The sequence below is a fragment of the Hymenobacter sp. BT18 genome (assembly GCF_012273015.1).
Lineage (GTDB): Bacteria > Bacteroidota > Bacteroidia > Cytophagales > Hymenobacteraceae > Hymenobacter > Hymenobacter lutimineralis.
Genome location: NZ_CP050954.1, coordinates 3,443,079 through 3,468,461, shown reverse-complemented (window position 1 = coordinate 3,468,461; position 25,383 = coordinate 3,443,079). Strand labels below are relative to the sequence as shown.

25 protein-coding genes are annotated in these 25,383 nt (G+C 62.8%); 17 read left to right on the top strand and 8 right to left on the bottom strand.

Going from position 1 to position 25,383, the window contains the following annotated elements; all coding sequences use genetic code 11:
- Positions 1 to 27: 27 nt before the first annotated feature.
- Positions 28 to 306, bottom strand: a complete 279-nt coding sequence (locus tag HER32_RS14905) for an acylphosphatase (RefSeq protein ID WP_168682435.1) — start codon at positions 304 to 306, stop codon at positions 28 to 30.
- Between the two features lie 126 nt (positions 307 to 432).
- Between HER32_RS14905 and HER32_RS14900 the strand changes: the two genes are divergently transcribed.
- Complete coding sequence (locus HER32_RS14900; protein ID WP_168682434.1) at positions 433 to 984, top strand: hypothetical protein; 552 nt, start codon at positions 433 to 435, stop codon at positions 982 to 984.
- A gap of 224 nt (positions 985 to 1,208) precedes the next feature.
- Here HER32_RS14900 and HER32_RS14895 read toward each other — a convergent pair whose 3' ends face one another.
- Together HER32_RS14895 and HER32_RS14890 are read right to left on the bottom strand one after the other, a co-directional pair.
- On the bottom strand, positions 1,209 to 2,687 hold the full coding sequence (locus HER32_RS14895; protein ID WP_168682433.1) for a hypothetical protein: 1,479 nt from the start codon (positions 2,685 to 2,687) through the stop codon (positions 1,209 to 1,211).
- 34 nt (positions 2,688 to 2,721) lie between these two features.
- Entirely contained in the window at positions 2,722 to 3,537 is an 816-nt protein-coding gene (locus HER32_RS14890) for a TrmH family RNA methyltransferase (RefSeq protein ID WP_168682432.1), read from the bottom strand.
- A gap of 252 nt (positions 3,538 to 3,789) precedes the next feature.
- On the opposite strand from HER32_RS14890, the gene HER32_RS20325 reads away from it, so the two are divergent.
- From HER32_RS20325 to HER32_RS14850, 9 genes are all read left to right on the top strand, one after another.
- A complete protein-coding gene (locus tag HER32_RS20325; protein ID WP_262888168.1) occupies positions 3,790 to 3,912 on the top strand; it encodes a hypothetical protein in 123 nt (40 codons plus the stop codon).
- An 83-nt stretch (positions 3,913 to 3,995) separates the two neighbouring features.
- Entirely contained in the window at positions 3,996 to 5,756 is a 1,761-nt protein-coding gene (locus HER32_RS14885) for a gliding motility-associated C-terminal domain-containing protein (RefSeq protein ID WP_168682431.1), read from the top strand.
- 118 nt (positions 5,757 to 5,874) lie between these two features.
- Positions 5,875 to 7,401 carry a sensor histidine kinase gene (locus HER32_RS14880; RefSeq protein ID WP_168682430.1) on the top strand — a complete coding sequence of 509 codons (1,527 nt, stop codon included), beginning with the start codon at positions 5,875 to 5,877 and terminating at the stop codon, positions 7,399 to 7,401.
- A gap of 18 nt (positions 7,402 to 7,419) precedes the next feature.
- Positions 7,420 to 7,836, top strand: coding sequence for a response regulator (locus HER32_RS14875; RefSeq protein WP_149072579.1), 417 nt, complete (start codon positions 7,420 to 7,422; stop codon positions 7,834 to 7,836).
- Positions 7,837 to 8,032: 196 nt separating this feature from the next.
- On the top strand, positions 8,033 to 8,935 hold the full coding sequence (locus tag HER32_RS14870) for a hypothetical protein (protein WP_168682429.1): 903 nt from the start codon (positions 8,033 to 8,035) through the stop codon (positions 8,933 to 8,935).
- Positions 8,936 to 9,019: 84 nt separating this feature from the next.
- Positions 9,020 to 9,769: an endonuclease III domain-containing protein gene (locus tag HER32_RS14865; protein ID WP_232066268.1), complete on the top strand. Its 750-nt coding sequence runs from the start codon at positions 9,020 to 9,022 to the stop codon at positions 9,767 to 9,769.
- Positions 9,770 to 9,886: 117 nt separating this feature from the next.
- On the top strand, positions 9,887 to 10,087 hold the full coding sequence (locus tag HER32_RS14860; protein WP_149072576.1) for a hypothetical protein: 201 nt from the start codon (positions 9,887 to 9,889) through the stop codon (positions 10,085 to 10,087).
- Positions 10,088 to 10,095: 8 nt separating this feature from the next.
- On the top strand, positions 10,096 to 10,359 hold the full coding sequence (locus HER32_RS14855) for a DUF167 domain-containing protein (protein WP_197748843.1): 264 nt from the start codon (positions 10,096 to 10,098) through the stop codon (positions 10,357 to 10,359).
- 51 nt (positions 10,360 to 10,410) lie between these two features.
- Complete coding sequence (locus HER32_RS14850; RefSeq protein WP_149072574.1) at positions 10,411 to 11,208, top strand: ZIP family metal transporter; 798 nt, start codon at positions 10,411 to 10,413, stop codon at positions 11,206 to 11,208.
- Between the two features lie 168 nt (positions 11,209 to 11,376).
- Here the strand turns inward: HER32_RS14850 and HER32_RS14845 are convergent, their stop codons facing one another.
- A complete protein-coding gene (locus HER32_RS14845) occupies positions 11,377 to 12,759 on the bottom strand; it encodes an ammonium transporter (protein WP_168682427.1) in 1,383 nt (460 codons plus the stop codon).
- Positions 12,760 to 13,011: 252 nt separating this feature from the next.
- Between HER32_RS14845 and HER32_RS14840 the strand changes: the two genes are divergently transcribed.
- Together HER32_RS14840 and HER32_RS14835 are read left to right on the top strand one after the other, a co-directional pair.
- Positions 13,012 to 14,385, top strand: a complete 1,374-nt coding sequence (locus HER32_RS14840) for an ATP-binding protein (protein WP_149072572.1) — start codon at positions 13,012 to 13,014, stop codon at positions 14,383 to 14,385.
- 42 nt (positions 14,386 to 14,427) lie between these two features.
- On the top strand, positions 14,428 to 15,633 hold the full coding sequence (locus tag HER32_RS14835; RefSeq protein WP_168682426.1) for a tetratricopeptide repeat protein: 1,206 nt from the start codon (positions 14,428 to 14,430) through the stop codon (positions 15,631 to 15,633).
- Between the two features lie 3 nt (positions 15,634 to 15,636).
- Here HER32_RS14835 and HER32_RS14830 read toward each other — a convergent pair whose 3' ends face one another.
- Complete coding sequence (locus HER32_RS14830; RefSeq protein WP_232066267.1) at positions 15,637 to 16,635, bottom strand: M28 family peptidase; 999 nt, start codon at positions 16,633 to 16,635, stop codon at positions 15,637 to 15,639.
- A gap of 137 nt (positions 16,636 to 16,772) precedes the next feature.
- Between HER32_RS14830 and proB the strand changes: the two genes are divergently transcribed.
- The 3 genes from proB (at position 16,773) to HER32_RS14815 (ending at position 20,553) form a co-directional block, all read left to right on the top strand.
- Positions 16,773 to 17,864 (top strand): glutamate 5-kinase, encoded by a 1,092-nt coding sequence (gene proB / locus HER32_RS14825; protein WP_149072570.1) that lies wholly within the window; start codon positions 16,773 to 16,775, stop codon positions 17,862 to 17,864.
- A 265-nt stretch (positions 17,865 to 18,129) separates the two neighbouring features.
- On the top strand, positions 18,130 to 19,374 hold the full coding sequence (locus tag HER32_RS14820) for a glutamate-5-semialdehyde dehydrogenase (RefSeq protein WP_168682425.1): 1,245 nt from the start codon (positions 18,130 to 18,132) through the stop codon (positions 19,372 to 19,374).
- 129 nt (positions 19,375 to 19,503) lie between these two features.
- On the top strand, positions 19,504 to 20,553 hold the full coding sequence (locus HER32_RS14815) for an alkane 1-monooxygenase (protein WP_168682424.1): 1,050 nt from the start codon (positions 19,504 to 19,506) through the stop codon (positions 20,551 to 20,553).
- Positions 20,554 to 20,575: 22 nt separating this feature from the next.
- On the opposite strand, the gene HER32_RS14810 is transcribed toward HER32_RS14815, so the two are convergent.
- The 3 genes from HER32_RS14810 to HER32_RS14800 all read right to left on the bottom strand — a co-directional run bounded on the left by HER32_RS14810 (position 20,576) and on the right by HER32_RS14800 (position 23,352).
- Entirely contained in the window at positions 20,576 to 21,124 is a 549-nt protein-coding gene (locus HER32_RS14810; protein WP_168682423.1) for an RBBP9/YdeN family alpha/beta hydrolase, read from the bottom strand.
- A 56-nt stretch (positions 21,125 to 21,180) separates the two neighbouring features.
- Positions 21,181 to 22,377 (bottom strand): threonine synthase, encoded by a 1,197-nt coding sequence (locus HER32_RS14805; RefSeq protein WP_168682422.1) that lies wholly within the window; start codon positions 22,375 to 22,377, stop codon positions 21,181 to 21,183.
- A 69-nt stretch (positions 22,378 to 22,446) separates the two neighbouring features.
- Entirely contained in the window at positions 22,447 to 23,352 is a 906-nt protein-coding gene (locus tag HER32_RS14800; RefSeq protein ID WP_168682421.1) for a LysR family transcriptional regulator, read from the bottom strand.
- Positions 23,353 to 23,692: 340 nt separating this feature from the next.
- Between HER32_RS14800 and HER32_RS14795 the strand changes: the two genes are divergently transcribed.
- Together HER32_RS14795 and HER32_RS14790 are read left to right on the top strand one after the other, a co-directional pair.
- Positions 23,693 to 23,902, top strand: a complete 210-nt coding sequence (locus tag HER32_RS14795) for a hypothetical protein (protein WP_149072564.1) — start codon at positions 23,693 to 23,695, stop codon at positions 23,900 to 23,902.
- Between the two features lie 666 nt (positions 23,903 to 24,568).
- A complete protein-coding gene (locus HER32_RS14790; RefSeq protein WP_197748842.1) occupies positions 24,569 to 25,318 on the top strand; it encodes a YqjF family protein in 750 nt (249 codons plus the stop codon).
- Positions 25,319 to 25,383 lie beyond the last annotated feature (65 nt).

Here is a 25,383-nt window from a genome sequence, read left to right as displayed (position 1 = left end):
CAGGATAACAGGCGTTTTTCTACTCTCTTACCGCCGAACTTCAAACCCATCGTAGCCCTGCACCGGGCCGGAAGATGGCTCTACTTTTTCGACGCGGGCCAGCGGGGGACCGTGGCGGCACCAGGCTTCCAGCGCGTCCAGCGCCTCAGGGATGCCTTCGGCTTCGATGGTGACGGTGCCGTCGGAGTTGTTGCGGGCATAGCCGCTGAGGCCCAGGCGGCGGGCCTCCTGCTGGGTGCTTTGGCGGAAGAAAACGCCTTGAACGCGGCCGTGGACGTGGAAGATGCGGTGGTGGAGTTGGCTCATGGGAAGCAAGATACGGGGGGGTGCGCGGCAGCTACTGCCTGCCAGTATACGGTGGGCGCGGCCTAGTTCGTTCTGGCGGTTCCTTCTTCACCCTCTTCCCCCTCAGCCTTTCTTCCGATGGCGAAAGTGCGACACAACCTTCTTCTCCAGGGCCTGAGCGGAATGCTGGGCAAACAACTGGTGGTGCGGCAGCTGGCCGATGGGCAAACCCTGGTGTGTGCGGCCCCCGCACCTTCGGGCAAGCCCCGCTCCCAGGCCCAGTTGGCCCGGCAGCAGCAGTTCCAGGCGGCCACCCGCTACGCCCGGGCGGCCCTGGCCGACCCTGCCCTCGGGGCGCTGTATACGGCGGCAGCCCAGGCTACCGGGCGCCGCCCCCACAACCTCTGCCTGGCCGATTTCCTGACGCCCCCGTGCCTGCTGAGCGTGGGGCCCGACCCCACCTGCCCAACCCGCCTGCACCTGTTGGTAAGCAACCCGGTAGCCCTGCACCGAGTGGACGTGCGCCTTGAGACCCCGGCGGGGCAGGTGCTGGCCGCGGGCCCGGCCGAGCCGCTGCCCCGGCCTAATGCCTGGCAGTACACGCCCACAGCTGCTTTACCTTCCTGGGCCAGCCTACAGGTCTACCTCACCCTCACCGGCTTTCCCGGCAACACTGTGCAGGCGGTTGCCATTCTCTAAAAAGTACAATCGAGCCGCACCTCACCCGTCTACGCAGCTTATACGAAGCTACATCGAACCTACAACGAACAAACACCGAAGCTACTACGCTGACAGAGGCCGTGCATTTCCAGGCATAGTGCTAATTCTTTGTTTGCAAGCCTACGGGTCTGCGGCCCGGCGGTGTTCTGCCTGCTCCGGGCTGGGGGAAGCAGCAGGCCCAGCCCAGGGCAGCCCGCTTCGGGTTACTGCAGCTCGTACACGTAGAATTTCTGAAAGCGGTAGGCGTAGCGGTACTGGCCGTAGCGCTGCCCGGGCACGGGGACGGGCACCCCCAGTACGTGCCGGGAATTCTCGTCGAGGATGATGACCTGCCGCTGGAAGCGGGCAGCTTCCTCGAACAAGCTCAGGCCGCCATCGGGTATCTGGCCGGTTTCCATCAGCACTTTATAGCAGGTGGTTCCCTGGATGGAAAAGGCCTCCATCTCGTGGAAGATAAACTCCAGAGGAGCCACCACCCGGCTATGGCGGTAGCGGGTTAGTTGCTGCGCCAGCTGCCGGTTCTGAGTGGGCTGGTCTTCATGCTGGCTAAAGAGGTAGCCCGTGAAACCAATATTGGCAACCAGGTACAGGGCCAACAGGACCTGCAGGGCCTTGGGCAGCCACGCGGGGCGCGGGGGCTGGTGCACAAACGCCAGGGTGATAACCAGGCACAGATGGGGCAGGTAGAGCAGTAGGTATTTTGTGGTCTTGCCCTGGGCCAGGCAGGCCAGCGCCCCTATCATGAACAACAGGTAGAGCACGGCATCGGCCAGGCGCGGCGTGCGGTAGCGGGACTTGTAGAGCACCACGGCCGAAGTTAGCACCAGCAGGCTCAGGGTTACTTCGGCGGGTGAGTGAAAAAACCGCTTCTGCTCATCCAAAACGTAGCCCAGGTACGTCAGCAGTCGGGGCTGGGCGTGCTTCATGGCCGGGGTCAGCTGCCTGATGTACACTGCCCAGGCCTCGTGGGCAATGACGTCCCAGAAGCAGGCGGAAAACACGCCCAGGGCCACACCCGAAAACACCAGCATAGCCCCAAAGCGCCGGCGCAAAAGCAGCAGCCCGGCCCCGGCTACCACAAAGATTAGCCCATTGAAGTGGGTGAGAGCCGCCAGTCCCGCCAGCAGGGCCGCCAGCAGCACGTATAAGCTTCTGGGCTGGGCAGTGTGCAGGTAGCGCTGCAGAAAAATCCAGGAGCCAAACCCTAGGAACATGAGCATGACCTCCGGCCGGAACACGTAGCCATACTCCACTACCAGGGTGTTGCCCAGCAGCAGGGCATAGAACAGGTAGCAGGCCGGGGCCGTAGGCAGGAAATGGGCCCGCAGATGGCGATAGCTGACGAGCAGGAAAGCGCCGAGATACGTCAGGCTGATCAGCTTCAGCACCAGGGCCGACCAGCCCACGAGCCGAATAACGCCGGCCCCCTGCCACACAAACAGCCAGTGATACACCCATTGGCGCTGCTCGGCGTGCAGCAGGCCCCGGAAAAGCTCGGAGCGCACCCGCCCTTCTTTGGCCGCCCAGTAGGCCTGCTCCCCTATCCAGGCCTCGTCGCCGTGCAGCACGCGCTGGTAGAGGCTCCCCACGAATACCGCTACCACCAGTACGAGCAGCCACCAGTAATAGCCCCCCGCGGGCGGCTGGGGAAGGGTGGCGGTCGGCGGGCCGGATAGCGTCATGGGGAGAGAATAGGCGGGAAATACGGCGAATACGCTATGCGCCGCGCTGGCGTACGGCCTCGAAGGTAAGAATGGCCGTGGCAGTACTCACATTCAGCGAGTCGATGGCCCCGCGCATGGGAATGATGATGGTCTGGGTGCAGGCCTGCCGAAGTTCGGGGGTGAGGCCATCGGCTTCGGTGCCCATGACCAGGGCCGTGGGGCCCCGGAAGTCGCAGGTGGTGTAGGGCACGGCGTGTTCGGTGAGGGCCGCGGCGTAGGTGCGGATGCCGTGCTGCTGGCACCAGGCCAGCAGCTCCTCGCGGGTGGTGGCCACCGTGGGCACCGTAAACGAGCACCCGATGGAGCTGCGAATGGCGTTGGGGTTGAACAAGTCGGTGCGCGGGTCGCAGACGATGACGGCCGTGGCCTGGGCCGCGTCGGCGGTGCGCAGGATAGCGCCCAGGTTGCCGGGCTTCTCCACAGCCTCCAGCACCAGCAGCAGCGGGGCCTTCGGCAGCTGGAGGCTGGCCAGGCTACGCTGCGGAGGGCGGGCCAGGGCCAGCACCCCGTCGGAGCCTTCGCGGTAGGCCACTTTCTCGAACACCGGCCGGGAAACGGCAAACCATTCGGGGCGGCTTTCGGCAAACAGCGCCTGCAGCTGCGCCAGCCGCTCGGTGCCGGCCAGCTCGGGGCACACAAACAAGGCCGGTACGGCCACGCCCGCCCCATGGGCAATGGTAAGCTCCCGCAGCCCTTCAATAATGGTAAGCCCCTGGGTTCGGCGCTCCGACGACTTCTGCTGGAGTTTGAGCAGGTTCTTGATGCGCGGATTCTGCGGGGAGGTAATGGGGTCGGAGGGAAAAGCCATAGGGAAAGCAAACATACCAGCCACGAAGATACACCCTCCCGCTACGCCGCTTGCGCCAGGCTGGCCCCTTGGCCGGAAACCCGTAGGTTTGCAGCCTATGCGCTTTCTGCGGGCGGCAGTAGGACCGTCCGGGGTTTCGATAGTACTTTTCGCTTTCTTCGCACTGGCTTTCGTGGCCCCTCCAGCGGGGTACCCTGCCCCACCCTATTGCCGCAATACGCATTTGGCTTATTTACTTGCTTCCATACTCCTATGAAACCGCTTTTACGGCTTGCCTGCCGCGCCCTCGGGGTGGCCTTGCTCCTCCCGGCTCCGGCAGTAGCCCAATCTTCCCAGATGAAGAACTGGGTGCTATCCACCACCCGCCGCAAGTAGGCCTGCCCCCGGGTGTTTATTACTACCACCTGCTCACCGACCGGCTGGAAACCGGCCGGCTGCTGAAAACCCGCTAGCCCGCCATGGACTCCGTTATTTACGCCTCCTGGCTCCGGCCGGAGGCGTATTCCGGCACCTGCCGCATTAGGCACTGGCTGCTCCGGCTGCGGAGCATACTGCTGCTGGCTGGTTGCCTCTGCTGCCTGAACCTGCGGGCCCAGAACCTAGTACCTAATCCTGGCTTCGAGGAGTATGTACTGTGTGGGAAGGGCTATTCTACTACGGGAGGCAATGGAATGCGAGGGTTCGGCACCCAACCCGGCGATGGGACCTATGGTACCGGCTCGCCGGGCTGGCAGAGCCTTACCGGGGGCGTGGGCCATCTATTGCCTTGTAACGTAGAGCCTTTGTGGCCGGCTCCGCCCCGGCCCTGGTTTCAGCCCCACTCGGGAGAGGGCTACATCTATATATACGTTAATGGAGAATACGTACCCGGCAGCAACGCCACCTACGACAAGGACCACGCCTACGCCCAGGCCAAGCTGCTGGCCCCGCTGCAGGCTGGCTGTACCTACCGCATTACGTTTTACGCCCGGCTGCTGGGCTTAGTCGGCAAGCTACCCGATTTGGTTCCCCCCGTGGCTTCCGACGGACTGAGCGCCTACGTTTCGCGGGAGGCCATCTACCACGCGGATGGCACCAACCTGATTGGCTACCCGGCCCAGGCCGGGCTGGCCCGGGGCCAGCTGCTCACCGATACCGTCAACTACGTGCCCATTACCGGCACCTTCGTGGCCCAGGGCGGCGAGCAGTACCTGACGCTGGGTAACTTCCGCCCCACTGAGCAAACCACGATGCGCCGCCTGCTGCCCCGGCCAACCGAGCCGACCGTCTCTTCCTGCCGCTACGCCATCGACGACGTGTCGGTGGTGGCCGTGCCGCCGGCGGAGCTTACCCTCAGCGCCGGCCCCGACCGCCAGCTGTGCCCGCAGGCCGGCAGCTCGCTCACGCTCACGGCCTCGGCCGGCTTTGCCGCCTACCGCTGGAGCACGGGCCAAACCACCCGCAGCATTACCATAACCGAGCCGGGCCGCTACATCGTGGCGGCCGACTTTGGCTGCGGTACTGTGCAGGATACCGTAGTAGTAACCCGCCAGCCAGCGGACCTGCGCCTGCTGCCCGCCCCCGCCGCCGCGCTGTGTCCCGGCAGCGCCTCTACGCTCACGGCGGCCGCTGGCTTTACCGACTACCGCTGGGCCGACGGCCCAACCGGTGCCACCCGCTCCGTGTACCAGCCGGGCTGGTACCGGCTTACGGCTACCACCGCCGCGGGCTGCCCCGTACAGGACAGTGTGCTGGTGCTGGCCGGCACCCGGCCAGTGCTGCCGCCCCTGCCCGCCGATACGCTCATGTGTGCCGCCGAACCCCTGATGCTGCGCCTGCCCGCGCCACCGCCCGGCACCACCTACACCTGGCCCGACGGCAGCCAGGCGCTTACTTACACCACTACCCGGGCCGGGCTGGTGCCGGTGCTGGTGACCACAGCCTGCGGCCAGGCCACGGCTACGGTGCTCGTTCGGACCCAGGATTGCGCCCCCCTGCAGATTCCCAACGTTGTTACGGCAAATGCCGATGGGCGCAATGACTTCTTCGTCGTCCAAGGCCTCATCCAACGCCCGCTGGGACTGCGCCTCTACGACCGGTGGGGCCGGCAGGTATACGCCCGCGCCGACTACCAGAATACCTGGCCCGGGCCGGGCGTGGCCCCCGGTCTCTACTACTACCACGTGCTGGATGCGCGCTACCGGCGCACCTACCGTGGCTGGGTGGAAGTGCTGCGCTAGGGGCCCCGGACCGCGGGCCGGGTGAAGTACCCGCGCAGGCGGCCCCGCCCGATACCCTCGAGCTACGCCGCTTGCGCCAGGCTGGCCCCTTGGCCGGAAACCCGTAGGTTTGCAGCCTATGCGCCTGAACCTGAATACCAAAATCCTGCTGGGCTTCGGCATTGCGCTGGGCGTGCTGCTGCTCACCACGTTTGTGGCTTACTACAGCAACCAGCGCCTGGCCTACTACACCCAGCAGGTGCAGCACACCTACCAGGTGCTGCAGGCTACCTCCGATCTGCGCACCAACGTGCGCGACGCCCAGGGCAGCGTGCGGAACTACCTGTTGCTCAACGACACCACCTACCTGCCTCAGTTTGAGGTGGCCGAGCAGGACCTCAGCCGGCAGTACACCATTCTGCGCGACCTCACCCGCGACAATCCCCGGCAGCAGCAGCGCCTGGATACGCTGCGCCGGGCCCTCGACGCCGACACCCGCGACCTGCGCATGTGGACCGACCGCAGCGCCTCCGCCCCTACCGCCCGCGACATGATCCGCCGCAACCAGGAGCGCCTGGAATACATTCGCGCTCTGATTGGCCGCATCAAGTACTCGGAAGACAATCTGCTGGCGGAGCGCGACCGAAATCAGGAGTTTTACGCCCAGACCACACCTATTGCCCTGGTTATATCGGCTATTCTCGCGTTCCTGATTGTGGGCTGGCTGCTAAGCCGCATCCGGCAGGAGCTGGCCGCCAACGCCGCCCTGCAACAGGAGCTGCAACAGGTAAACGACGAAGTAGCCCGGCGCATCAGCATCATTGAGCACCTGGCGGAGCAGGTGGTGCTGGGCGACTATTCCGTAAAAATCAAGGATGAGGAGCGCGACAATCTGGGCCGCCTCGCCGGCTCCCTCAACCGCATGACGCGCCAGTTATCCGAAACCTTCGGGGCCCTGGAAAACCGCAACCAGGAGCTCGACCAGTTTGCCTACGTAGCCTCCCACGACCTGAAAGCGCCCCTGCGCGGGGTGATGACGGTGGTGAAGTGGATTGAGGATGAACTGTCGGGGGAGCTGTCGGAGAAGATGCGCCAGTACCTGGACATGATGAAAGGCCGCCTGGTGCGGCTCGAGGACCTCATCAACGGGCTGCTGGCTTACGCCCGCATTGGCCGCACCGAGCAGAAGCTGGAGCCGGTAGACGTGTCCGAGCTGGTAGATGAAGTGACGGACATGGTGGTGCCGCCCGATTTTCAGGTGCGCATTCCCCAGCCGCTGCCCATCCTGGTGGCCGACCGGCTGAGCCTGCAGCAGGTGTTTACCAACCTGATCGGCAACGCCGTCAAGTACCACCACAAAGGCGGGGGCACGCTTACCGTCAGCTGCCAGGAGCTGAAGAAGCACTACGAGTTTACCGTAGCCGACGACGGCCCCGGCATAGCCCCGGAGTACCACCAGAAAATCTTCCTCATGTTTCAGACCCTGCGCGACCGGCACACGGCCGAAAGCACGGGCATCGGTCTGAGCATCGTTAAAAAAATAATTGACGAGCAGAAAGGCAGTATTCGGGTAGAATCGGCGGCGGGGCAGGGCGCAGCCTTTATCTTTACGTGGCCGAAGCAGGCGCTGCCCACTTCCCCGGAGCCCGCCCCTGCCGGTACCTGATCTTCTTGCTGCCCCTGTATGCCCGACCGTTCCGTTTTACTTGTGGAAGATGATTTCTTTGACACGATGACCGTGCAGAAATCCTTCGAAAAATTCAGTGTTCCGCACCGTCTGCAAACGGCCTTCAACGGTCTGGAAGCCCTGGACCTGCTCCTGGGCCGCAATGGCGTAGAAGCCATGGACCCGCTGCCGGAAGTAATTCTGCTGGATTTGAACATGCCCAAGATGAATGGGCACGAGTTTCTGGCCGAGCGCAACCTGTACCCGCACCTGGCCAGCATTCCGCTGTTCGTTATCACTACCTCATCCATGGATGTTGACCGCCTCAGTGCCCAGAACCTGGGCGTGACGGGCTACATCATCAAGCCCCTGGACTTTGAAACCAGCCGCGACCTGGTAGACAGCATGAGCCTGCTGGAAACGCTGCTGAAATAGGCAGGCACGGCTTTTCTAATCACGCAAAGCGGGAGAGACAGACGGTTTCTTCCGCTTTTTCGTTTAGCCAATGCAGCCCGCAAGAGGAGAAACTACTGCCGCGCAACCTTCACGCGAATTTTATTCTCTCCTTTCTAGTTTTAGTCTTGCATTCCCGGCTCCGCGTGGGGCGGGATTATTCCTTGCTTTTCTTCCTATGCGCTTCCACCTACTGCTTACCCTGGCGCTGCTCACGACGGGCGCCGCCACCCGGGGCTTGGCTCAGGACGGTCCCCGTCAGCTTAACGCTCCGCCCACGCTGCCCGACTCGGTGCGCCAGCCCGTTGCAGCCCCGGCCCGCGCGGCCGAGCCCACGCCTGCCCCGGCCCCCGTGGCCGAGCAGGTACCCTCTGCCCGCCCTCAACCCAGCAACCTCCCCCCCGCTCAGGCCACCCGGTTTCGAGTGGGTTTGAAATCGGGCCAGGAAGTGCAGGCGTATGACGTGGAAACCCGCCAGCCCCTGCTGGGCCGCAACTACCTGCTGCTGGACGGGCAGCGCCGCCTCGAGCTAACCGATGTGCGCTACTACGAAGACGAAACGGGCTTCTACGTGCGCACCAACCTGCCCGGCTCCTCCCGCGAAAGCACCCTACGCCGCGACCGGACGGGCCGCATCAGCCTGTATTCCATCACCACCACCCAGTACAACAACATGGGCGGCAGCCCCTTTGGCTACGGGCGCTTCGGCTACGGGGGCATGGGCTACCCCTACGGCGGTGGCTACCGCACCGTGAAAACGGAGTACTTCAGCAAAGACAATGGCCCGGTCCAGGACCTGAACCTGCGCAACCTGAGCATTGCCACCTCCGACAACCCCGGGGCCCGCAGTCTGCTGGACCAGGCCCGCCGCTCCCGCACGGCCATCACGCTCAGCTACATTGGCGCGGGTGGCCTGATGGCTGCCGGCCTGCTGTCGTCGCTGACTGGTACCAACACGGGCTCGGCTATTTCGCCCCTGGTATATGCCGCCCCCGCCCTGCTGATTGTGCCGCTGGTGCTCCAGGGCAAGCAGCAGCGCAACATCAAACAAGCCATTTCCCTCTACAACGCGCAGCAGTAGCCCTGTTTGCAGCTTCTTTTTCTCAGCGCAGCCTGCCCCAGGCTGCGCTGTTTTGTTTTCGGGCAAGCAACCTGCACCGGGCGCTTGCGCGTAAGCAACTCCGTGCCGCCTTCTTCCCTTTCTTTCGACCCTGAGTTTGCCGAGCATCAGGCCAAGGCCCTACTGGTGCACGCGCGGCTGTGCGCCGAGTACGGGGCCCCGTTCCGCTTTTTCAGCACCAAAGACCCGCTCAGTGAGCTGATCAGCGCCCTGCTTTCGCACCGTACCCGCAACCAGGATTCCCACCGAGCCTACCAGCAGCTGCGCGCCCATTTTCCTACCTGGGATGCCGTGCGCGACGCCCCCACCGCCGAGGTGCAGCTGGCCATCAGCGCCTGCACCTGGCCCGAGCAGAAAGCCCCGCGCATTCAGCATGTGCTGCGCGAGGTAAGTCAGCGCTGCGGGGGCCCTTGCGACCTGGCTTTTCTGGCCGAGCTGCCGGTAGACGAGGCGCGGGCCTGGCTGGAAAAGCTGCCCGGCGTAGGCCCCAAAACCAGCGCAGCCACCCTGCTTTTCAGCTCGCTCCGCATTCCAGCCATGCCCGTCGATAGTCACCATCACCGGGTGGCGCAGCGGCTGGGGCTTATCGGGCCGAAAGTAGACGAGAAGCTCGCCCACAAGCTCCTGGCGGCCCTGCTCCCGCCCGACTGGGATGCCCAGCAGGTATACGACCACCACGAGGCGCTCATGTTTCATGGGCAGAAGTGCTGCTATTTCCATACGCCGGCCTGCGGCCGCTGCGTGGTGCTCGACCTATGCTCCGTGGGCCAGCTACGGGTGAGAAGTGAGAAGTGAGAAGAAAAAACTACCATTGCTCAACGCGCAAGTGGTTGTGTGTGTTTTTGCTGACACACCTAGTACAGTTGCCATATTTTCCAACTACACACCGCCTACTACTCACCTCATCACCCTATGAAACCAACCTACGGCTTACCGGCCTTGCTGTCCATCTTCGTGCCTGGCCTTGGCCAGCTTATCAAAGGCCAGATTCTGAAGGCCTTTCTCATCTGGGCTGTGGGAGGCGCACTGGGCATTTTTCTGGCTTGGACGATAGTGGTGCCTTTCCTGATTTGGGCCTGGAATGTGTATGACGCCTACAACGACCCTGCCTAGCCGTGGCCGTGCTGCATCTAAAAGCCAAGCCCGGGGCACGGCGCACGGAGCTGCTGGTGGGCGCCGATGGCACCGTGACAGTGCGCCTGCAGGCCCCCGCCCAGGATGGCAAAGCCAATGAGTGCCTGCTGGCCTTTCTGGCGAAGTTGTTCGCCGTTCCCAAATCGAGCGTAGTGCTGCTGGCGGGCCACACAGCTCCCTATAAGAAAGTGCAAGTAACTGCCCTCACGGACGAAGCGCTACGCACCACCTTGGCCAAGCATCAAGCCTAGCCATTTGCGCGTACTGGCCTCCCACCCTTCCCCTTGCTACTTCTATTGCTTATGACGTTTCCTACGTGGATGCTGGCCGGTTTCTGGGGCCTGGTTTCGGGCTCGGCGCTGCTGTTGGGCGCGGGCATCGGCTACTTTTTCCAGGTGCCCCAGCGGGTAGTGGCCGCCATCATGGCTTTTGGCAGCGGCGTGCTTATTTCCACGCTCTCCCTGGAGCTGATGGAAGATGCTTATACCAAAGGCGGGTTTTACTCGGCGGCGGTAGGCTTTTTGGGCGGCGCTGCGGGCTACACCTTCGCCAACTGGCTGCTGGCGCGCTACGGAGCGAAGCACCGCAAACGCTCGGGGCATCAGCAGGCGGCCGAGCGGCAGGATGTGCAGGCCGGCGCGACGGAAGGCAACACCCCCGGCGACGATAACGGCATGGCCCTGGCCGTGGGCGCCCTCCTCGACGGCATTCCGGAAAGCATTGTCATCGGGCTTAGCTTGCTGGCCGGGGGCGCGGTGAGTACGGTAGCCGTAGTCGCCATTTTTCTTTCCAACTTGCCTGAGGGGCTAAGCAGCGCCGCCGGCATGAAAAAAGCGGGGCGCCCGGCGCGGTACGTGCTTTTGCTGTGGGGGGGCATTGCCCTGGTTTCGGGCGTAGCGTCCCTTGTAGGCTATTCCGTGTTCAGTCATTTCCCGCCCTACATCGTGGCCGCTACCACCGCCGTAGCCGCCGGCGCCGTACTGGCCATGATTGCCGACACCATGATTCCCGAGGCTTTCGAGGTGGCCCACAACTTCACCGGCCTCATCACCGTGCTGGGCTTCCTGGTTTCCTTTTACCTGAGCAAGATGGGGGAATGAGAGGTTAGAGGTTAAAGTATATGATGCTGGGTGGGGAGGGTTGCGCTAAATCAAAACATGAAAGTGCCTGCCACGAAAAACGCCGGAGCTAGCAGTAGCTCCGGCGTTATGCCGTCAGATTCCCCCCTCTAGGGCTACCCTTTCCGGAGGAAGAGCAGCCTGTTTCGGTCAGACGGGTAGTGGTTCCAGCACGGCGCGCCGGTATGTTTTCTCAAATTCCTCATCCACGTGGTAGGTTGACTCCTCGTGCTGGCTTAGGTCGAGGCCCAGCTCTTCTTCGTGGTTTTTCACGCGCAAAGCAAAGAAGCGGCCGGTGAGCTTGAGCAGCAACCAGGAGCCCACGAAGGAATACGTTACCACAATCAGCAGACCCAGCACGTGGTAGCCGAAAGTAGTGAAGGTGCCATGGATAAGCCCCACCTTGTCGGCGAAAACTCCCGTGAGGAGCATGCCCACAATGCCGCCCAGGCCGTGGCAGGGAAACACGTCGAGGGTGTCGTCGATGGTAGTGCGCTTGTTCTGCCAGTGCACGGCGGCGTGGCTCACCAGGGCCCCTACTACCCCAAACAGCACGCTTTGGCCGTAGCTCACGTACCCGGCAGCAGGCGTAATGGCTACCAGCCCCACTACTGCCCCGGTGCAGGCACCTACTGCGGTGGGCTTACCGCCCCGGGCCACCTCTACCAGCAGCCAGGCAATGAGGGCCGCGGCCGAAGCCAGGTTGGTGTTTACAAAGGATTGGGCGGCCAGCTCATTGGCACCCAGCGCCGAGCCGGCGTTGAAGCCAAACCAGCCAAACCACAGCAGGCCCGTCCCCAGCAGCACATACGGCACGTTGGGCGTAGAGAAAGACGTATTGCGCAGGTGCGTAGTGCGGCGGCCCAGCACCAGCGCGCCCGCCAGCGAAGCTATGCCCGCCGAGATGTGCACTACGGTGCCCCCGGCAAAGTCGAGCACGCCCCACTTGCGCAGGAAGCCCTCGGGGTGCCAGGTCCAGTGCGCCAGCGGGCAGTAGATGAACAGGCAAAACAGCACCATAAACGCCAGGTAACCCTTAAAGCGTACCCGCTCGGCAAACGAACCCGTAATCAGGGCCGGGGTGATGATGGCAAACTTAAGCTGGAAGGCGAAGTAGAGGATAAACGGAATAGTAGCCGCAAACGCCGGATTGGGCGCGGTACCCACGTTGCGCAGCATGGCAAAGGTGAACGGATTGCCGATGATACCATGCCAGGAGTCGCCGTAGGCCAGCGAGAAGCCCACGAAGTAGAACACAATGGTGATGATGCCCAGGGCCACGAAGCTTTGCAGCATGGTGCTGATAACGTTTTTGGGCCGCACCATGCCCCCGTAGAAAAACGACAGCCCCGGCGTCATAATCAGCACAAAGGCGGTAGCCGTGAGCATCCAGGCAATATCGGCGCTATTAAGGGAGCCAGCCACCGCGGCGGGGTGGGGCAATTCGATAAAAGCGGCAGCCAGCGCGGCCAGAAACAGCCCCAGCAGCAGCAGCCGGGAAACGGGAAGGCGCGAAGAAGTAGTCGGGCTCATAGAGATGCAGCAGTTTTACCCCTGGTTAATTTTTTGATGGCCCAATCTAAAAATGATGGCCACATTTCCAAAACACCCCTTTTGTTTATCTACACTTTCTACCGAAAACCAAATAAATTCTCATGCACCCCTCGTATTTTTCAGGCCTATCAAATAATACGGCTTCTTCCCCAAAAACACATTCTACCCGCGAAGCTGGTGCCGTGTGGCCATAGTGCGTAGCTTGCTTATCGATCTACTTTCTGCATTGCTATGGCCGCGCCGCTGAATTCCTCCGATTTACAACCCCTGCTCGACGCCTTATCTTTTTCGCCCGACAACGTGCCCCTGCGTCGGCACGTGGCGGCCCTGCTGCGGGACGCCGGCCGGCTGGCGGAGGCCGAGGAACACTATCGCATGGGTCTGCGCCAGGCCCCGGACGACGCCGAGCTGCAGCTGGGGCTAGCCAAAACCTACGCGGCTCTGCAGAAAACTTCGGCGGCTTTAGTCGTGCTGGAAGAGCTGCTCCGCGCCCACCCCGATCAGGCTGCCGCTCATCTGCTGCACGCGCGCCTGCTGGCCCAGGCAGGCGGCCCGCCCCAGGAAGCGCGTACGGCCTACCAAACTGCCCTTCACTTGGACACCTCTTTGCGCGATGCGGAGCTGGAAGGCCTGCTGGGCTTGCGACCGGCCGCTCAGCCCGCCGGTGGAGGCGCCCCCGCCGAGTACCAAGCCAGCGTATCGGCGGCGGGCCTGGACGAGCGGGCCTTGTTTGCGGGGCTGGAAAAGCCGCAAATCAACTTTTCGGACGTGGGGGGCATGGACGCAGTAAAGGAGGAAATCAACCTCAAAATGGTGCACCCCCTGCAGTTCCCCGACCTGTACAAGGCCTACGGCAAAGCCGCCGGGGGCGGGCTGCTGCTGTACGGCCCCCCGGGCTGCGGCAAAACCTATCTGGCCCGCGCCACGGCCGGGGAAGTAAAGGCCTCGTTTATCCACGTCGGCATCAACGACATTCTGGATATGTGGATGGGCCAGAGCGAGCAAAAGCTCCACGACTTGTTTGAGCTGGCCCGCGTGCAGGCTCCGTGCGTACTGTTTTTTGACGAGGTAGATGCCCTGGCCGCCAACCGCCACGACCTGCGCCAGAGCGCGGGCCGCACCCTCATCAACCAGTTTCTGGAAGAGCTGGACGGGGCCCGCAGCTCCAACGACGGCGTGCTGATTCTGGCCGCCACTAACGCCCCCTGGCACCTCGACCCCGCTTTCCGGCGCCCCGGCCGCTTCGACCGCATTGTGCTGGTGACGCCCCCCGACGAGCCCGCCCGCGTGGCCATTCTGGACGTGCTGCTGCGCGGCAAGCCCGTGGCGCCCGGCCTGAACCTGGCGGCCCTGGCCGCCCAAACGGCCGGCTTCTCGGGTGCAGACCTACAGGCTGTAGTCGACCTGGCGGTGGAGAGCTGCCTGCGCGAGTCGATGAAGGCCGGGAAGGCGCTGCCCGTGCAGCAAAGCAACCTGCTGGCCGCCGCCAAGCAGGTACGCCCCAGCACCAAGGAGTGGTTTGCCACCGCCAAAAACTACGCCCTGTACTCCAACGAAGGCGGCACCTACGACGACATCCTGACGTACCTGGGAATTAAGAAATAATCGGATTTCGCCCTTTCCAGCGGTTTTTCAGCGGCATCATCTATGGAATCCTACCAAGCCTTCAACCGAGTTCAGCTCCTGCTCCAGCACAAACGCCCGCAGGATGCGGAGCGGGAAGCACGGCGGCTGCTCCACCAAGACCCGGAAAACGGCTACCTGCAATGTCTGCTGGCCCTGGCGCTGATGGAGCAAGGCCAGCTTCCCCAGGCCCAGGAAGCGGCCCAGCACGCTATTCACCTCTCGCCCGAAAGCAGCTTTGCCTTCTACGTGCTGAGTGCTGCCCTGCAGCGCCAGCACGAGCTGCCCTTGGCCCTGCAAGCCATTGAAGAAGCCCTGGCCCTGGACCCCGAGGATGCCGACTACCACCATGTGCTGGGGTTGATTCGGTTTCAGCAGGGGCAGCTGCACGCCGCGCTGCGGGCAGCCGAAGCCGGGCTGGCCGCCGACCCCGTTCACGTGGACTGCTTGGGCTTACGGGCCCGGTGCCTGGCGCGCCTGGGCCGCCGCGACGAAGCCGCCGCCGACCTCGACGAAGCCTTGCGCCAAAGCCCCTCCGACGCCGGTACCCACGCCGACCTGGGCTGGGTGGCCCTGGAGCGCGGCCGCGCCAAAGAAGCCTCCGGCCACTTTCAGGAAGCGCTGCGCCTTACCCCCACTTCCGACTATGCCCGTGAAGGGCTGGTGGCGTCGCTGAAAGCTCGATTCTGGGTGTACAACTGGTTTTACCGCTTCACCGTTTGGACGCAGACGCTGAGCCCAAGCATGCGTCAGGGCTTATTTATCGGCATGTTTGTGTTGTCGCGCTTTGTGCCGGTGCTGCTGCCGCTGTACCTGGTGATAGTGTACATGAGCTGGTTTGCCGAGCCCCTGTTCAACTCCCTGTTGCGCCTGAACCGCTACGGCCGCTTTGCTCTGAGCGAGCAGGCCACCCGCGACTCCAACCAGTTTATGGGTTTGCTGCTGGGCGGCCTGGGAATGTTGGCAATTGGCCATTTCGGCCGGCTGCTCCCGCTCACCACTGCTGGTATTGTGGGGCTGGGCCTGCTGTTCCCACTGGTGGGCACCCAGCGCCAGTGGCATTCCAAGCGGCGCCAACAGTCGCGCTGGTTTGGCTGGGGGCTGGCGGCCGTGGGGGCGCTGGCTGTAGCTGCGGAAGCGCTGATGCTTCCCGGAAGCGGTGTGCTGTTCCTGGCGTTTCTGGGCGGCACACTGGTGTACGTGTGGGTGCTGGGCCTGCGCTCCAGCTAAGGGCTACTGTTGCTGCAGCCCTAGAATCGCGGCGTACGTCCCATTCACCACCTCTGCCATGCGCCCAAAATCCAGGGTTTCAATAGTGTCTGAGGCCAAGTGGTAATTGGGGTTGCGGAGGAAAGCCGTGTCGTTTATCATCAGGGCATCGTAGCCATATTCCCAATAGCTACGGTGGTCCGATAAACCAGCTAGGCCCATTTCCATAGGCAGGTTGATGCGCTGCACATCCAGGTCGGCGGCGGGCTGCATGAGCTTCTGCACCCGTTGCGTGAAGGCCTCCTGTCCGGTGCGGCCTACTACAATGATGAAGTTGCCGGTATTGGGGTACAGCGCCGCTAACTGGGCATTGGGAAACTGCTGGGAGCCAGGCTCGTCGCGGAAGTACCCAATCATTTCGTAGCACAGCATGGCCCGCACCGCAACCTGGGCATCGTGCAGAGACTTGGCGTGCACGGCGCTGCCCATGTGCCGGGTGGCGAAGTAGGGCGGCTCCTCGTTGGCATAGGCCACCAAGTCGAGGCGGTTACGCAGCTGCCCAGCCGACTGATGCAGCAGGCGGGCCGTTTCGAGCAGGCCCGCTACGGCGCTGGCGTTATCGTCGGCCCCGGGCGTGTCGCCGCACACATCGTAGTGGGCGCCCACAATAATGCGCGGAGCATCCGGCGGACCTAGGGAGAAGATGATGTTGCGATATTGCCGGCCATCCGCCTTGAAAAGTTGCTCTTCCACGCGCCCATTCAGCTTTTCGAATTCGGCCTTTATGTAATCGGCGGCTTGGTTGAGCGAAGTCAGGTTGCGATAGTTGCGGGCGGGTTGCAAAGACGTCAGAAACTCAACATCCGAATAGAGGCGGCTCGTATCGGCGCGCGTGGGAGCAGTTTGCATGGCAGATGGAGAATTGGTAGACGTAGTACGTTGCTGCGCCCCACCCGACTCGCAAGCCACCAACACCACGGGTGTAAGCAACAGCCACTGAAAAAAGCGCGGAAGAAGAGGCATAAGCAGCAAACAGAAGCGGGCGGTACTACAACGAATCTTCCGCCAATAAGTGGTAGACTTTGTAGCTCAACCTAGTATTGATTGGGTATCACTGCCACGGCGGCCCTACCTTACGCCCCAGACCTCATCGACAGCGTATGGCGCTTGCTTACCACCGCATCATCGTAAAAATCGGCTCCAACGTGCTAACGCAGGCCGACGGCTTCCCCGACCTGACGCGCATCAGCCACTTGGTAGCCCAGATTGCCGACCTGAAAAAGCAGGGCAAGGAAATTATTGTTGTCTCGTCGGGGGCGGTGGCGTCGGGGCGCAGCCTGGTACAGGTTTCGGAGAAAGCCGACGCCGTAACCAGCCGGCAGGTGCTGGCCGCCGTGGGCCAGGTGAAGCTGCTGGCTACCTACGCCGAGCTGCTGGCCCGGCAGGATTTGCTCTGCGCCCAGGTGCTGGTAACCAAGGAAGACTTTCGTGACCGGCAGCATTACCTGAACATGCAGAACTGCTTTCGGGCCCTGCTGCAGAACAACATCATCCCCATCGTGAATGAGAATGACGTCATTTCCGTCACGGAGCTGATGTTCACCGACAACGATGAGCTGGCCGGGCTGGTGGCTACTATGCTCGATGCCGATGCCCTGCTGATTCTGAGCAACGTGGATGGCATCTTCAACGGCAACCCTCAGGACCCGGCTTCCGAGCTTATCCCGGAAATTGCGCCCACTACCACCAGCTTCTCGTCGTTTGTTTCCACCCAACGTTCCCAGTTCGGGCGGGGTGGCATGATTACCAAGTGCCATATGGCCCATAAAGTAGCGCAGCTGGGCATTTCCGTGCACATTGCCAACGGCAAAACCGAAAACGTACTGCCCCGCCTGCTGCGCCGGGAGGTCGTCAACACCCACTTCCTGCCCAATAAAACCGCTTCCAGCAAGAAAAAGTGGATTGCGCATTCTGACCTGGCGGCCAAAGGCGCGGTCCTCATTAATGCCGGTGCCAAAACGGCCCTGCTCACCCCGCACCAGGCTACCAGCCTGCTGCCGGTAGGTGTGCTGGCCATTATGGGCACGTTCCAGAAAGGCGACATTATCCGCATCCTGGATGAGGCCGGCAAGCCCCTGGGCCTGGGCCTGGCCGAGTATGGCTCCGACAAAGCCCTGGAGCGCCTGGGCCAGCAGCAGCAGAAGCCCCTGGTGCACTACGACTACCTGTTCCTGACGGCAGAGCTGGGGTAATGTGCTCATGTGGAAGAAATGTGAATAATGGGCTGATAATACGCGTCATGGCGAGCAGGGCGAAGCCATCCGTCCTGGACAAAACCAGACGCATCTTTCTATCAGCAAGCCCCAACGCGGGCGGCGCAGGATAGGGGCTTGTCACACCCCGAAGCTGGGCACGTTGCCCAGGCCGGATGGCTTCGCCCTGCTCGCCATGACACATTTCCCACATTGCTCACATTAGCGAAGCGCAGCACATTTCTCACATTAGCACATTCAACCTATGCTTGACATCTTCCAAGCTACCCAGCAGGCCAGCCGCACCCTGGGGCTGCTTTCCCCGGCGGCCATCGAGGCCGTACTGCTGGATCTGGCCGCGGCCGCCGTAGCGGAAACGCCGTTTCTGCTGGCCGAGAATGCCAAGGACCTAGCCCTGATGTCGCCCGACGACCCCAAGTACGACCGGCTACAGCTGACGGCGGCGCGGCTGGAAGGCATAGCCCAGGATATGGGCAACGTAGCGGCGCTGCCCTCTCCGCTGGGCCAGGTGCTGAGTGCCCAGGAACTGGCCAATGGGCTGCAGATTTCCAAGGTGCGGGTGCCGCTGGGCGTAGTGGGCGTTATCTACGAAGCCCGCCCCAACGTCACCTTCGACGTGGCCGCCCTCTGCCTGAAAACCGGCAATGCCTGCCTACTCAAGGGCGGCTCCGATGCTGCGCACTCCAACCAGGCCATCAGCACCGTTATTCAGAAGGTGCTGACGCGGCACGGACTTCATCCCGCCTCGGTTTCACTGCTGCCGCCCGACCGCCAGGCCACCGAAGCCTTGCTTCAGGCGGTGGGCTACGTAGATGTGCTGATTCCGCGCGGCAGCCAGTCACTTATTGACTACGTACGCCAGCACGCCCGAATACCAGTTATTGAAACCGGGGCCGGCATTGTGCACACCTACTTCGATGAAACTGCTGACTTAGCGAAAGGCCGCGCCATCATTGCCAACGCCAAAACCCGCCGCGTGAGCGTGTGCAATGCCCTCGACTGCCTACTGGTGCACGAGGCGCGCCTGATAGACCTGCCCGCGCTTACGGCACCCCTGGCCCAGGCAGGCGTAGTGGTGTATGCCGATGAGCGGGCGTTTCCGGCCCTGCGCGGGCTGTACCCAGCGGCGTTGCTGGAGCAGGCCCGGCCCGCGCACTTCGGTACCGAGTTTCTGTCCCTGAAGTTGGCCATAAAAACGGTAGACAACTTGGAGGAAGCCCTGGCGCACATTGCCGCGCACAGCTCCCGGCACAGCGAGGCCATTATCTCGGAGGATGCGGCCCACATCGAGCAGTTCCTGACCGAGGTAGACGCCGCCGCTGTGTACGCCAACGCCTCCACGGCTTTTACCGATGGGGCTCAGTTTGGCCTGGGCGCCGAAATTGGCATCAGCACCCAGAAGCTGCACGCCCGCGGCCCCATGGGTCTGGAAGAACTCACCAGCTACAAGTGGCTGGTGCGCGGCCAGGGGCAGGTGCGCACTACGTAAGCGGCCTGGCGCAGAAGCTGGCAGCAAGCCCGGTGGTAGCAAGTGAGCCGAGGCGGCGGGCTGCTAGCCAAGGGCGCATTGTCCTGCCCAAATTTTTACCTTATCTTCTGCAGCCATTTCCTGCTGCCTATGCGCCCCGCCGACCTTCGTTATTTGCTGGCTTACTTGGTACCTGCCTGCGTAGCGGTGGGGCTGCAGGCCCGGGGGCCGTGGGTGTGGCTTACCCCCCTGTTCGTATTTGGCCTGGTTCCCTTGCTGGAATGGACCTGGCCGCCCCACCCGCAGCCAGAGCCGGCACTAGCCACGGCGGGCCCGCTCCGCCACCCCTTCTTCGACGGCTTGCTTTACCTGAATGTGCCGCTATACCTGGGCTTACTGGGCTGGTACCTGGTGGTTTTCACCCAGACTCAACTTACCGGCACCGAAGTAGTTGGGCTAACCCTGAGCGTGGGTATTGCCGGCGGGGCCCTGGGCATCAACGTGGCCCACGAGTTGGGGCACCGCCCCCGGGCTCTGGAGCAGCGGCTGGCGCAGGTACTACTGGCCAGCGTGCTGTACCTGCACTTTTTTATCGAGCACAACCGGGGGCATCACCGCCACGTGGCCACGCCTCAGGACCCTGCCACCGCCCGCCTGCACGAGTCCTTCTGGCTTTTCCTGCCACGGGCTCTGGTGGGCGAGTTTCGCTCGGCCTGGCACCTGGAAGCGACGCGGCTGCACCGAGCCGGCGCCCCCTCGCCCTGGACGCCAAGCAACCAGCTACTCCAGTTTCAGGTGGTGCAGCTGGAGCTGGGCCTAGTCATTGTCGTGGTGCTGGGCTGGGCCGGCCTGCTCGCGTGGCTGAGCGTAGCGGCCGTGGCCGCCGTGCTATTTCAGCTGGTGAACTACGTGGAGCATTATGGCTTGCAGCGCCGCCGCACCGCCAGCGGCGCCTACGAGCGGGTGCAGCCCCATCATTCCTGGAACTCGGAGCATGCCCTGGGCCGCATCCTGCTGTATGAGCTTACCCGTCACTCCGACCATCATTACCTGGCTTCGCGGCCTTACCACACGCTGCGCCACCAGCCCGCCTCTCCCCAGATGCCCACCGGCTACCCCGGCATGATGCTGCTGGCGGCCCTGCCGCCGCTCTGGTTTCGGGTCATGAACCCACGGGTTCCAGTTCCGACAGCCAGCTAAGCGCCCGAAGCCGGGCTGGCATTTAGCTTCGTAGCGCGGACCCGGCCAGCTCCCGCAGTAGCGCATGCCCCTGCGGCCATAAGCCCAGATCGGAGGCTGAGTTAATATGCCCCAACGCGCCCACATTCACCAAGCGGCTGCCCCAGGACTCGGCAAATGCCTGGGCCCGCGGCAGCGTTACGTACTCGTCGTTGGTGCTGGCTACCACAATGCTCGGAAACGGCAGCAGCGTGCGGGGCATAGGCGAGAAACCAGTGACTTCGGGTGGGAAGTCGGGGCGGTCCACGTCGGCGGGGGCAACCAGCAGGGCAGCCCGGATGGTCCGGTGCGTAGTGGCAGCCCAGTGAGCTACCGTCGCGCAGCCTAAGCTGTGGGCCACTACCACTACCTCCGGCCCGGCCGCCGCAATGGCCTGGTCAAGCGTGTGCACCCAGTCGTGGCAGTCAGGCTGGTCCCAGTTGTGCTGGTTTGCGCGCAGGTAGCCGTAGTGCTGCTCCCACCGGGTTTGCCAGTGTTGGGGGCCAGAGTTGCCCAGGCCCGGCAGGAGCAGTACAGTAGATAGAGCAGACATAGCGGGTACGATTAACGGCGGCAAGGTAAGCGGCCGACGTCAGTTGCCCGGTATGCTCAGGCCTGACCCATCACATTTTCGAGGTACTTCTGCCCCGAGCCTGTGTTCAGCAGCAGCATCCGCTCGTGGCGGCCTATCCAGCCGGCATCCACCAGCTTGCGGGCAGCCATCCACACGGCTCCTCCTTCGGGGGCCACGAATAAGCCTTCGTGGCGAGCCAGCTCGCGCATGCCGGTCAGCATCTCTTGGTCGTCAATGGGCACTACTGTTCCCCGGGACTCGCGCAGCACTTGCAGCATCAGGGCTTCGCCCAGGGGGCGCGGCACGGCCAGGCCGTTGGCAATGGTCGGCTGCCCCACGTACTGCTGGCTGTTGGCCTGCTGGCCGGTGTACGTGGCCCACAGCGGGGCGCAGGCCGTTGCCTGCACGGCTACCATGCGCGGCAGCGGCACCTCAGCGGGCAGCCAGCCCAGGGCTTGCATCTCACGGAAGGCTTTCCAGATACCAATCAGGCCGGTGCCGCCGCCCGCCGGGTACAAGAGCACGTCGGGCAGCGTCCAGCGCAGCTGTTCGGCCAGCTCGTATCCCATCGTCTTTTTGCCTTCCAGCCGGTAGGGCTCCTTCAGCGTGGAAACATCGAGCAGCTCGTTCGCACTATTGAGTTCCCGCACGCGGGCGGCGCAGTCGTTGATCAGGCCATCCACCAGATGTACTTCGGCCCCATACCAGTAGCACTCCTCCTTGAAGGCCTGGGGCGTGTGGCGCGGCATGACGACCACGGCGCGCATGCCGGCCTTGGCGCAATAGGCGGCCATGGCCACCCCGGCGTTGCCGGCCGTGGGAATAATACAGCCTGCTACGCCCAGCTCTTTGGCTTTGGAAATGGCCATGCTCAGGCCGCGGGCTTTAAACGAGCCGGTAGGGTTCTGCCCTTCATCCTTGATCAGTAATTCCGCCAGGTTGTAGCGGCTCGCCAGGCTGGTGAGGGGCAGCAGAGGCGTAAACCCTTCGCCCAGGCTTACCTGGTTGGCCTCATCGAGCAAGGGCAGCAAGCGGCGGTAGCGCCACATGCTGCCCTCGTGTAAGTCGATGCCCGCTGCGGGGCTAAGGGGTTCGTGTAGCTCGTAGGTGGCCAGCAAGGGGGCAGCGCAGCAGGCAGAGGTACGCTGCAGGACAGTGGCGGAATAGGTAGCCCGGCATACCGAACACTCCAGGACATGAAGGCGGCTGATGGTTTCGAGGGTGCTTTGCATGTGCATAGGGAATGGAAACGCAAAGCTTCCGGTTCGGTATGCCGAACGCAAATGGCCTTATGGAATAGCCTATGCCTGTTTGGAATAGTACCGCTTGGTGAACTGCACGAAGGTTTTGTAGGGCAGGTTGTTTTCGGTACCCTTGCGCTGCACAAAATCGAAGTGGCGCACCATACGCAGGTCCCGGATAATTACCTCCCGCAGCTCGCCCGAAGCCAGCTCTTTCATCACGGCCTGCCGGGGCAGAAAGGCCAGGCAGGTATCCACGCGCACAAAGTTTTTCAGGGCCTCAGTGCCGCCCAGCCGCACTTTCACCGGCAGGTCCGTCAGCTTGATGTTCTGCTCGGCCAGGGCCTGCTCCAGCACGGCCAGAGTGCCCGAGCCCTGCTCCCGCAAAGCCAGCGGGGTGTGGTACAAGTCCTGGGCTACCAGCTCGTCCGGCAGCCCGGGGTGGCGCGCCGAGCACACGGCCACCACCTCATCCGTGAGCAGGGGCGTGTACGTCACGTTGCTGACCTTGTGAATACCCTCGATGATGCCCAGGTCGATTTCGTGCTCCAGCAGGGCTTTGAGGATGTTTTCGCTGTTGCGGTTTTTGAGCGTGAGCTGGGTGCCCGGGTAGCGCTGCAGGTAAGCCGAGAGAACCGGCGGTATCACGTACAGGGAAATGGTGGTACTGGCTCCGATAACCATGCGCACCTGCGGGGCAAAGCCTGGGCTTACCGCGGCAAACTGCTGGTGCAGCTCGTGCTGCAGCTGTTTGGCGGCCAGCAGTTTTTGGTACAGCAGCGCCCCGGCGGCCGTCAGGGCCACGCTGTTGCCGAGCCGCTCAAACAAGCCCGTTTTGTAGTGCTCTTCCAGAGCTTTCACTTGCTTGCTCACCGCCGACTGGCTCATAAACAGCGTTTGCCCGGCCTTGGTAAAGCTCAGTTGCCGGGCTACTTCCAGAAAGATTTCGTGGGCGTGGGAAAGCATGGCTGCAAGGTACAACTTGCCCGGAGCAGCGGCTGATAATGCGACGTCAGGCTTCTATTCCAGGCAGCTAACCAGATTCCGTGGCCAGCGCGCTTACGCCAGCTAACCCACTCTGCCCCCTAAGCCACCCAATATGGGTGATAAGAAAGGCTGCAATGCACTGCTAAAAACACGAATCCCGCGCTGTAAACGCGGTTTTACCGGCTTCCCATGTAGTGGGTGACGGGCCTGCCACATCATCATGTGATTGTACTTAACCAACAATGCGCGGTAATATTGTGACGTAATCAGCGCACTACTCCAGCGCACTTCTTCGCTTCACACTTCTTCTCCATACGCTATGAAAACTTTCGCATCCCTCCTCGTTGTTGCCCTGCTGGCTTCCGCTCCGCTCCACGCTACTCAGGCTGCCGCGCCCGAAAAAGCTCCTTCCGCTACCTCTTCCCTCACGGCGAAGCTGCCGCTGTTTGGCAAGAAGACCATCGAGAAGAGCCGCGTGAGCAAGCGCAAGCAGACCCTGCGCCGTCGCAAGCGCATGTTCAGCTTCTAGGCAATAGCCTTTTTACTGGTTGGTGAGCCAGGTGATGTGCCCGCCGTTCCTTTTTCTCCGCCTGCAAGCGACATGAGAAGAGGAATGGCGGGCTTGCTCGTTGATAGAGCCATGCTCACCACAACACCAAAAGCAAGTTCTAGCGCTACGATTAGAATGGCGTGGCCGAATACTGCCTTGGGCTTCTGGGCGCGAAGACGGCACTCCTGCTACACGGAGCCCACGCTAGCCCCGCACCAATCCCAAACCCGAGTCTTTAACTTAGCCGTCAGAATAATTAGCCCGAAGGGTGTAGCCGCGTTGCGGCGTCGCGGCAGCGCAGGTCCCGTAACTGCTGCATGGTCCAGGCCGTGTGGACCGTAACCAAACACGTCCTGCCGAGCGTTCTGCGCAGCAAGCCGAGCCGAAGCTGCTCGTTGGCGGCCGTTGGAGTAGGAATCTGATTACTACACCCGCGGGATGCTTCGCTGCGCTCTGCATGACGAGCCGAACACTCTGCTTGACGTTTTTTGCTTATGGTCCACACCGCCTAGTGAGCAAGCAGGCAGGGTAACCCCCTCGATAGTTCGACAACCCATTCCGGGCACTGCGCGGGAGCTTTTGCCAGGCGCGCGGTTGTAAGCCCAGTCTGTCCGTAGTTCGTTCCTGCTTTCCTCCTCTCCTCCCTTGTCCGACTTTCTGCCCGCTCTCCACCCGCCCCGCTGGTCCTTGATGCGCCAGCGCTGGAGCAACCTGCTGTTTGCTCACTGGCCGGTAGCGCCGGAACTGTTGCGGCCTTACCTGCCGCCGCGCCTGGAACTGGACTTGTTTGAGGGACAGGCGTGGCTGGGCGTGGTGCCCTTTACCATGAGTCACATCCGACCACTGGGCTTGCCGGCCGTGCCGGGCCTGAGCGCCCTGCACGAGTTAAACGTGCGCACCTACGCCACGCTCGACGGGGTGCCGGGCGTGTGGTTTTTGTCGCTGGATGCCACGCAGCCACTGGGCGTGTGGGCCGCCCGAACGTTGTTTCACTTGCCCTACCTGCACGCCCGCATGCAGCTCACCCATACGCCCGATGGAGTTCTGCACGCCACGGCCACACGTACGCACCGCGGCGAACCAGCGGCTACGTTTGCGGCTTCCTGGCAGCCAGGAGCCGCACTGCCGCTGGCCTGCCCTGGCTCTTTGGCCTATTTCCTCACGGAGCGGTATCACCTCTACACGGCGGGCCACACGGTACGGGCCGGCCGGCACGGGGCTGACTTATGGCGGGGCCGGCTCTGGCACCGGCCCTGGTCATTGCGCGAGGCTACCTTCACTCGCTGGGAATCCACGCTGGTGGAAAGCCACGGTCTGCCTACGCCGCTAGGGTCACCCGTGCTGCACGCCGCCGACCCGCTGGACGTGTGGGTGGAAGAGCTGCGACGCGTTTGACATTCCTGTATAATTACTGCATGTAAATATTCTACCTCAAACCTATACAATACCTAGCGCGAGTC

What these genes read in the sequence shown, in the direction of transcription:
- HER32_RS14800 (WP_168682421.1), bottom strand. Translation starts at nt 23,352, where the DNA reads ATGCTTTCCCACGCCCACGAAATCTTTCTGGAAGTAGCCCGGCAACTG.
- HER32_RS14795 (WP_149072564.1), top strand. Translation starts at nt 23,693, where the DNA reads ATGAAAACTTTCGCATCCCTCCTCGTTGTTGCCCTGCTGGCTTCCGCT.
- HER32_RS14820 (WP_168682425.1), top strand. Translation starts at nt 18,130, where the DNA reads ATGCTTGACATCTTCCAAGCTACCCAGCAGGCCAGCCGCACCCTGGGG.
- HER32_RS14860 (WP_149072576.1), top strand. Translation starts at nt 9,887, where the DNA reads ATGAAACCAACCTACGGCTTACCGGCCTTGCTGTCCATCTTCGTGCCT.
- HER32_RS14885 (WP_168682431.1), top strand. Translation starts at nt 3,996, where the DNA reads ATGGACTCCGTTATTTACGCCTCCTGGCTCCGGCCGGAGGCGTATTCC.
- HER32_RS14830 (WP_232066267.1), bottom strand. Translation starts at nt 16,635, where the DNA reads ATGCCTCTTCTTCCGCGCTTTTTTCAGTGGCTGTTGCTTACACCCGTG.
- HER32_RS14850 (WP_149072574.1), top strand. Translation starts at nt 10,411, where the DNA reads ATGACGTTTCCTACGTGGATGCTGGCCGGTTTCTGGGGCCTGGTTTCG.
- proB (WP_149072570.1), top strand. Translation starts at nt 16,773, where the DNA reads ATGGCGCTTGCTTACCACCGCATCATCGTAAAAATCGGCTCCAACGTG.
- HER32_RS14815 (WP_168682424.1), top strand. Translation starts at nt 19,504, where the DNA reads ATGCGCCCCGCCGACCTTCGTTATTTGCTGGCTTACTTGGTACCTGCC.
- HER32_RS14805 (WP_168682422.1), bottom strand. Translation starts at nt 22,377, where the DNA reads ATGCAAAGCACCCTCGAAACCATCAGCCGCCTTCATGTCCTGGAGTGT.
- HER32_RS14840 (WP_149072572.1), top strand. Translation starts at nt 13,012, where the DNA reads ATGGCCGCGCCGCTGAATTCCTCCGATTTACAACCCCTGCTCGACGCC.
- HER32_RS14895 (WP_168682433.1), bottom strand. Translation starts at nt 2,687, where the DNA reads ATGACGCTATCCGGCCCGCCGACCGCCACCCTTCCCCAGCCGCCCGCG.
- HER32_RS14835 (WP_168682426.1), top strand. Translation starts at nt 14,428, where the DNA reads ATGGAATCCTACCAAGCCTTCAACCGAGTTCAGCTCCTGCTCCAGCAC.
- HER32_RS20325 (WP_262888168.1), top strand. Translation starts at nt 3,790, where the DNA reads ATGAAACCGCTTTTACGGCTTGCCTGCCGCGCCCTCGGGGTGGCCTTG.
- HER32_RS14845 (WP_168682427.1), bottom strand. Translation starts at nt 12,759, where the DNA reads ATGAGCCCGACTACTTCTTCGCGCCTTCCCGTTTCCCGGCTGCTGCTG.
- HER32_RS14875 (WP_149072579.1), top strand. Translation starts at nt 7,420, where the DNA reads ATGCCCGACCGTTCCGTTTTACTTGTGGAAGATGATTTCTTTGACACG.
- HER32_RS14810 (WP_168682423.1), bottom strand. Translation starts at nt 21,124, where the DNA reads ATGTCTGCTCTATCTACTGTACTGCTCCTGCCGGGCCTGGGCAACTCT.
- HER32_RS14880 (WP_168682430.1), top strand. Translation starts at nt 5,875, where the DNA reads ATGCGCCTGAACCTGAATACCAAAATCCTGCTGGGCTTCGGCATTGCG.
- HER32_RS14870 (WP_168682429.1), top strand. Translation starts at nt 8,033, where the DNA reads ATGCGCTTCCACCTACTGCTTACCCTGGCGCTGCTCACGACGGGCGCC.
- HER32_RS14905 (WP_168682435.1), bottom strand. Translation starts at nt 306, where the DNA reads ATGAGCCAACTCCACCACCGCATCTTCCACGTCCACGGCCGCGTTCAA.
- HER32_RS14890 (WP_168682432.1), bottom strand. Translation starts at nt 3,537, where the DNA reads ATGGCTTTTCCCTCCGACCCCATTACCTCCCCGCAGAATCCGCGCATC.